At 57.2% G+C, this 1508-nt stretch carries 1 protein-coding gene; it reads right to left on the bottom strand.

Annotation, left to right across the window (positions count from 1 at the left end; all coding sequences use genetic code 11):
• Positions 1 to 165: 165 nt before the first annotated feature.
• Positions 166 to 1467 (bottom strand): IS1380 family transposase, encoded by a 1302-nt coding sequence (locus ACT3TY_RS17855; RefSeq protein WP_193056312.1) that lies wholly within the window; start codon positions 1465 to 1467, stop codon positions 166 to 168.
• Positions 1468 to 1508: the final 41 nt, after the last annotated feature.

Here is a 1508-nt window from a genome sequence, read left to right as displayed (position 1 = left end):
TAGCCCGGATTTCTCATAGTGCTCCAACAACCTTCGCAGACCAAGCTTGGTAGTGCTAGATCCGAGTGGTCATGGCCGAAGTTGGCGATTATTTAGCCAGTTTCCGGCATTCAGGCACAACTCCCCCTTTCCCCCATTGGTGTCGGGCCGGGGGAGCCCGATCATCTATCCGGGCACCAATCGCTGAACCAGTGCCGAGAGGTCCTTCTTGTAAGGGTAGCTATCACTCATCAACACCCGTATTCGACGGGTGTTGCGGATGATGACCGCACCAACCTTGATCAGCTTCAAGCGCAGGGTGCCGGCACTCATACGCTCGAAGGGCGTGTTTTTCAGATGCACCCGCAAACGCTCGAACAACGTGTAGGCGAAGCCGGATAAGATTAGCCGCCACTGGTTGGTCCACCAGTTGCTGCTGGAGGTGCGATCCGCGAACAAATCCAGTTGTTGGTCCTTAATCCGATTCTCCATATCACCCCGTGCGCAATACTGTTCGTAGTAGAGCTTGAATCCCTCATCGTAGCGGGAGCTGATAACGAACCGGGGGTTCGGGCCTTGAGGGCCATATTCCAGACGCGCCACCACCCAGCGTGGCTTGTGCCAGCTTCGGGCTTTGTAGCGGAAGCGGAAAGTACTGGCGAGCTTATGGCCATGGGCCTCGTAGTAGGCCCGGACCTTATCCATGGCCGGGGCAGCCAGTGCCTCCAGTCGCTGGTTGCGGGCCATGCCCACGATGTAATCCACCTGATTGCGATCACACCAGGCCAGCAGTCGGGGCTTGCTGAAGTGGGAGTCGCCCCGGAACACGATCCGGGTCTGTGGCCAATACCCGCGAATAAATCGCACCAGCAGCGCCAGAATGGCCCAGCTGTGCCGGGCATCACCTCGATTGCTGGTGCGCAGATAGCTCACCAGCAAGTGCCTACCGCAGAAGACGTAAAGCGGGAAGTAGCAGTGATGGTCGTAATACCGGTTAAAGAACTTACCCGGCTGGTCGCCGTGCACCGGAATATCGGTGCCGTCAAAATCCAGCACGATTTCCTTGGGCGGCTTCTCATGCTGCTCAATAAAGTGGTGCCAGAGCAGCTCATGAGCATTAACAAGGGTTTGCCGATCCATCGCCTGCTCCATTCGACACAGCGTGGATTTGCCGGCCAGGACGGAGGCGTTACCCGTGGCGGTTTGTAGCGCCTGATCAAAACGCAGTGCTTCATGGTCATTCAGGTCTTCGTAGCCACCGGCCACGCCGTAGACCCGTTGCCGGATCAGGGTCTTGAGCTCATGACGAATCATTCGGGAATCCCGCTGGTCGGTCAGAGTCTCGGCCAGCCGTTGGGTTAACCGGTGTTGTTTGTCGACTTCACGCAGTAACAGCAAGCCAGCATCGGAGGTGATATGGCCTCCGGAGAAATCGGCTTCAATCTGGCGGCGGGAAAGTGGCGAGAAGGTCAGCTTTTGAGGTACCATTCTGGATGCGGCTACTAGTGCTTGGTGGATTGCTTAGACAC

This window comes from Halomonas sp. AOP22-C1-8 (genome assembly GCF_052378905.1).
In the GTDB taxonomy this organism is placed as follows: Bacteria; Pseudomonadota; Gammaproteobacteria; order Pseudomonadales; family Halomonadaceae; genus Vreelandella; species Vreelandella citrativorans.
The sequence above is the reverse complement of the archived record's forward strand: the minus strand, read 5'-3'. Positions and strand labels throughout refer to the sequence as shown.

What these genes read in the sequence shown, in the direction of transcription:
- ACT3TY_RS17855 (WP_193056312.1), bottom strand. Translation starts at nt 1,467, where the DNA reads ATGGTACCTCAAAAGCTGACCTTCTCGCCACTTTCCCGCCGCCAGATT.